Genomic DNA, 6012 nt, shown 5'->3' on the forward strand with positions numbered 1-6012 from the left:
TCTTCCTATCATCAATGTCCGAGAATACCTTCTGCTTGGCTCCTAAAGTGAGCGGCGGCATCCTCTGGCGTTACTTCGCCATAGGCCAGTTGTTCCGCCAAGCTGTCCAATGCCGAAATGATCTCACTAGCACCAGCTGGGTCAGGGGCACCCATCTCTGAACTGTTTTCCTCTACCCAGGCTACGTATTCAAAGACCTTTGCCTGAGAATCAGAAACCTCCTCAGATAAGGCCTCTTGCACCTCAGAAGATACCGGTACTCCACGTTCACCTAAGATCAATTTATTGGCTTCGATATCATTCACAAAAAAGCTGATAAATTTGGCTACTTCTTCTTTTGCTTGCGAATTCTCCGAAACAGAGAAGAACATACTCGGTTTTAAAAACAGCCCATCCTCTGTGTTCGGACCAGGCATTGGTGCAAATGTAAAGGTATGCTCCGATATTTGTTCCAAACCAACAAACTGGTTGGACCATTGAAATACACCTATGCCCTCTCCCATTACTGTTGGATCTTCCTCAGGACCTGCTAACTGCGCCATATAATCCGGCGTTGGGCTAGCCCCTTTTTCCACTTGATCTTGTATCATCGTAAAGAAATCAATAAATAATTGATCGTCGTCATATCCCAATTCGCTACCATCTTCGGCGTATAAACGTTGGCCATGCTGACGCAAATAATAATTAAAGAAAACATCTGCTTGAAATCCTGTATCAAAATAGACATCACTATCTGCCGCCGTTTGAGATAAAGAGAGGTAATCCTCCCATGTCCAATCTTCTGGTATCTCATCTATTCCAGCCTCATTCAATAACTCCTCGTTATATTGAAAACCAACGGCATTTACACCTACATTCATCCCATAAATACCTTCCTCTACGGATCCACCGTTAATAATATCCTCAGCAATGTGCTCAACATCGATTTCTTCACCAATAAACGGGCTTATATCGGCTAATTGATTATTCTCCGCATATTGAGACAAGTAAGACAAATCCATGGCCAAAATATCAGGTAGTTCATTGGCTGCGGCTTGTGGCGCAAGCTTTTGCCAATAATCATCCCATCCAGCGTATTCCGGTTCAATGGTGACATGTGGATTTTGCTCTTCATACATCTCAATCACTTCTAATGTGTAATCATTTCGAACCTGATCACCCCACCAGGCCATGCGCAAGGTAATGTCGCCATCTTCTTCAGCAGCCGTTTCCCCATCACCTGCTGTCTCCTGCGTCGTTTCCTCGTCATCACCACCACAAGCGACTAAGATCATCATTAACATTCCAATAAGTGCGACTAACCATTTTTTCATTTCATCACCCCTTTATATATTTGAAAGCGATTGCAAATTTATCATAACAATTATTCCATCCAAAGCGTAATAGACAAAACAGAGGTAAATGTTCAAAAAAAAGAGGTCTTACGACGACGGAAAGACCTGCTCGCATGTTGACTAGTTTGAATGCTCTTGTTTGATCATTTCAGATGGTGTACTCCCTTTTATCCGCTTGAATAATTGACTAAAGTATTGCGGGTTATTACCAAAGCCTATTTTTTCAGCTAACTCAAACACTTTAATATCCCTTTCTCGTTCAATAATGTCGACAGCTTTGTTAATACGAGCATTTGTCACGTAAGAAGAAAAGCCTTGGCCTACTTCTGCTTTAAACGTCTTGCCTAAATAATCGGCATGCATAAACAAATGATTGGCCGCTAGTCCTTGTAACGACAAATCCGGGTTACTTAGCTCGTCATCAATAGCGGTCAACATACGCTGTACTACTTTTGAATATCTTTGCCATACGGGAGAATAAGCAATCAATCGTTGAAATAATGCTTTGAAAAAATCCACTAACGTCGAACCATGTCGACAACTTTCTATTTGCTTGATTGCTTCTACTCGATCTTCAGTAGTGATATGTGGGTACTTATTCATCAACAGGAGATAAAACGAAATGGCATATCCTTTCATTATATTAGGAGAAATAGGATACTGCTTAGCCCGATTGATAAACGCCTGCATATATATCATTAGATCTTCGCTATTCTCCTTTTTCAGCAAACGCAGGATCTGTTCCATATCTAGCCCCATATCGGAAGGCATTTCCTCTCGAAACTGGACAGAACGGGTATATTCTACTATGCTTCCTTTATCATGATAAAAGAGCTGGTCCAGCCATTCGTCCGTCGGTGGCAGCTGCTCAACTCCACTGGATTTATCGATAGGAATGACCATTGCCGAGACCTGCTGCTCATCAGTTGACCAAAAGCTGGATATATAACTGTGACTTGGCAACAACAGTACCCACTTATCATCCAAAAAAGACTCCAATATGTTCTCTTTGGTAATTCCCTTTCTCATTTCCAGACAAGTCTCATGTGATAGCTTATCTTCTGCTACCACTGCCAAGAAGATACATGCACGAGTCTGATAAAAGGACTCTAGTAGTCTGTTGGTTTTTGCTGCCAAGTTTTTGGTAATTGGGTATCCATTGAACAATTGCTGTGAAAGCTCGTGCCACTCCATTTGTAATCCTAACTGCTGATCTTTCTTTGAGGTATTCAGTTCGTGGATCACCTCTTGTAACGCCTCGCCAATTTGTTGTGCGTTACATGGCTTTAACAAATAATGCTTCACCCCATAACGCATCGCTTGTCTAGCATATTCAAATTCATGATAACCTGATAAAAAAATCCATTTTACTTGCGGAAATTCAGCTTGCACTTTTTTCAAAAGACCAATCCCATCCAGTCCAGGCATCGTAATATCGGAAATCACGATATCCGGCTGATGTTTCTGAATAAATTGATAACCTTCCACCCCATTCACCGCCTTGCCAATTAAGCTCGTGCCATGCGCCTGCCAATCTACAATAGAAGCAATTCCCTCTAGGATCATGCGCTCATCGTCGATTAATAATACGCTATACATTTATCTCACTCCGTCCTTTTTGGTAATATGATAGAAACGATCGTACCATGATTCTCTTTACTATCGATTCGCAAACCGTATTCCTCTCCAAACAGCATCTTAATCCGTTCATTAATATTCCGAATACCAATTCCTGTCCCTGTTGGCTGGTAGCTTCCTTGCTCTATTTGCTGCAGATAGTCTTGATCCATCCCCGGTCCATTATCCGCCACCGTTATAATTATTTTTTCTCCTTCTTCTCTTAGGGACAAAGAAATCGTGCAAACACCTATTATCTCTTGTAAACCATATTTAATCGCATTTTCTATCAATGGCTGCAGGATAAATTTAGGCACCAGCAGCGTGAGATATTTTTCCTCCACATCTTTGAAAAACTGTAATCTCTCTTCAAAACGGAAGCGTTGAATGGTTACATAATGATCAACAATGTTCAACTCCTCCTGCAAAGGTATGAGCGCTTCTTTTTTATTAATAGAGGCACGTAGAACATAACCTAACGACTCTGCCATTTGAGCTATTTTCTTTTGACCGGTCATTTGAGCTGACCAGTTGATCGATTCTAACGTGTTATATAGAAAATGAGGGTGCACCTGCGCTTGTAATGTCTCAAACTCTGATTCCTTAATCAGTAATTGTTTTTTGTAATTTTCAATAACTAGATCATTAATCTGTTGCATCATCTTTGTGAAATTTTCATGCATTTGACCTGCTTCATCTTTCGTCACTGGAAAATCGATTCCCTCATCTGTATAGTTAAAGTCACCCGTTTCTACTCTCTTCATTTTCTTATTAAGACTTTCAATCGGATTGACAATCGTACTGGTAAATTTAATGCCCAAAAATACGACTAGGATAAATAAAAGTGAATAAGTTAAGAAGACTGCTGTTCTTGCTTTTGTAATTACCGCAAACAGATTGCTGTATGGAGTGACAATCACATACGTCCAGTCCAGGTGATCGGCTGCTGAGTAAGTAAAAAAATATTTCTCACCTTGATAACTAATCATTTGATAGCCCTGTTTTCCCTCCATATATTGCGAGGGTTCAAATCCCGTCAAGGATTGTTCACTGGCGAAAATAGGATGTTCATCCTTATCAAAGATTAAAAAATTGGCCTCCTGTGCCTCCAAATTATTGGTCAGCTCATCCATCATTTGTTCAATATCTACTCGGATTCCTATGATTCCTAAATCCTCAAATGAAAAATTTAAGTATTCTCTAATCCCCCTTACCGCTGTCACCACTTCATCCTCTGGAGAAGGAGGAATCCAGCTTACACCACCTGCAGTCTGATCTGTTGCCTTCTTAAAAGTATTCAGTCTTTTGTTAGACAGGCGAACCACCATATTCCCACTGGCATATTCATTGTTTTGTGCATCATACACTTGAATCGATTTCACATATTTGTTTAATGCACCTATTTGCAGTAATCGCTTTCGTAATTCGCTGCCAAAAAGAAACTTGTTATAGTTAGAAGCTGTTTGATTCATATCTAATAAATAAGATTGAATATACCGATCCGTTGCTATTTGATAGGATAACCGCTCCATTTTCTTCAATTCTGCTTCCATTGAATTAGTGGATACTTGCAACACTTGAGCGGATTGACGATAAATTTCTTTATTATATAGGTGGAACGCATACTGCAATATGGATATCCCTCCTACACTAAAAGACAGCAAAACCAATGTAGTTAAGATAACCATTTTATACTTCAACCGCAGATTCAGAAAGAAATGGGTTACATAGTAAATCATCTATTTTCCTCCTATAAAAACAAATGACAACGTTTTCATTATTACTGTCTTCCATTATAATATATGCTTGTACAGAATGGATCATTAATTTGTAATAACAGATATATGGGATGGTATTTCTCCTAAAGGAGATGAAGTTTTGGGGGGATGGAATATATACAAGTCACCAACAAAAGTCCTATTCATCAGCAACTAATCAGATTTCAGCTCTGTTTTATGGATTATCTCTTAAGGGCTAAAATATATGCAACTTACATAAGAGCTATTTAGTTACCAAATATGTCTAATTTGATATTTTCAAGGGTTATTTAATGAATTTTAGTAATGGGGAGTCATAAAGAATAGTGGGAAATATGACGAAATAGACAAGCTCTCTACCTTGAATTTCGCCAAATCATATCTGCGGTGCGTCATTTACTTCCCAGTACAACATACCATCTTTCTCACTCATTTGGATCATGTGTGTCTTTTCTAATACTCTTATGGAGGCCATGTTATTGGTCATACACTCTTCCATTACCTTGTTAACCAGATTAGATTGAAAGGCCCATTCTATTAAGGCAATTACTGCTTCTGTTGCATATTCCATATTTTGAACATGCGATCGAATTCCATACTAGGATCAATTAACTTCGTATGATGTACTACAATGTACATTTACGATAAAATGTTAGTTTATTAATTGGCTGATAGTAAGCTGTTCCTTTTAATATAGCAATCATTTTTTAACTAAAATAACTTTTCCTTTTATAGAAAGATGTTTTCAATGCCTTACGTCAAAAAAACCCTACTAGTCTAACGAGACCAATAGGGTTCTTATGTAATGCCTGGCAACGTCCTACTCTTGCAGGGGAAACCCCCAACTACCATGGGCGCTGAAGAGCTTAACTACTGTGTTCGGCATGGGAACAGGTGGGTCCTCTTCGCTATCGTCACCAGACTTTCTTTTGATAAGGACAAGACATATTATAACGCATGCCTTATAGGAGGATGTTCAAATGTCCACTAAACATGACGCAGCGAATTTCTGCGTTGGCTTGCTTTTCCGTTCCTCACGTATGAAAAGCATACGCTCCGGTACTCTAAGCTACGCCGCCTTGAACTTCTTGGTCCTTTTTATCGGCCTTTTGAACACTCACTTATACGAAATGCAAGTGTTTTTTATATACTTTCAAAACTAGATAAGAATTCATCGGACAAGCCAACATCATGTATAGATAAGTCCTCGATCGATTAGTATTCGTCAGCTCCACATGTCACCATGCTTCCACCTCGAACCTATCTACCTCCTCGTCTTGGAGGGATCTTACTCTATCGAATAG

At 39.5% G+C, this 6012-nt stretch carries 4 protein-coding genes and 2 rRNA genes; all 6 read right to left on the bottom strand.

Going from position 1 to position 6012, the window contains the following annotated elements:
• Window positions 1-11: 11 nt before the first annotated feature.
• Window positions 12-1313 (bottom strand): ABC transporter substrate-binding protein, encoded by a 1302-nt coding sequence (locus E0E32_RS21925; protein WP_066189090.1) that lies wholly within the window; start codon window positions 1311-1313, stop codon window positions 12-14.
• Window positions 1314-1454: 141 nt separating this feature from the next.
• Window positions 1455-2933, bottom strand: coding sequence for a response regulator transcription factor (locus tag E0E32_RS21930; protein WP_066189087.1), 1479 nt, complete (start codon window positions 2931-2933; stop codon window positions 1455-1457).
• 5 nt (window positions 2934-2938) lie between these two features.
• A complete protein-coding gene (locus E0E32_RS21935; RefSeq protein ID WP_066189084.1) occupies window positions 2939-4690 on the bottom strand; it encodes a cache domain-containing sensor histidine kinase in 1752 nt (583 codons plus the stop codon).
• Between the two features lie 394 nt (window positions 4691-5084).
• A complete protein-coding gene (locus tag E0E32_RS21940) occupies window positions 5085-5300 on the bottom strand; it encodes a GNAT family N-acetyltransferase (RefSeq protein WP_262361295.1) in 216 nt (71 codons plus the stop codon).
• Window positions 5301-5515: 215 nt separating this feature from the next.
• Window positions 5516-5630: ribosomal RNA gene (gene rrf, locus E0E32_RS21945) — 5S ribosomal RNA — on the bottom strand.
• A 273-nt stretch (window positions 5631-5903) separates the two neighbouring features.
• Window positions 5904-6012 (bottom strand): 23S ribosomal RNA (locus E0E32_RS21950); the annotation flags it as partial.

Source organism: Gracilibacillus phocaeensis (assembly GCF_900626275.1).
In the GTDB taxonomy this organism is placed as follows: Bacteria; Bacillota; Bacilli; order Bacillales; family Amphibacillaceae; genus Gracilibacillus; species Gracilibacillus timonensis.

Coding starts and splice junctions, on each gene's coding strand:
- E0E32_RS21925 (WP_066189090.1), bottom strand. CDS start 1,313: ATGAAAAAATGGTTAGTCGCACTTATTGGAATGTTAATGATGATCTTA.
- E0E32_RS21930 (WP_066189087.1), bottom strand. CDS start 2,933: ATGTATAGCGTATTATTAATCGACGATGAGCGCATGATCCTAGAGGGA.
- E0E32_RS21935 (WP_066189084.1), bottom strand. CDS start 4,690: ATGATTTACTATGTAACCCATTTCTTTCTGAATCTGCGGTTGAAGTAT.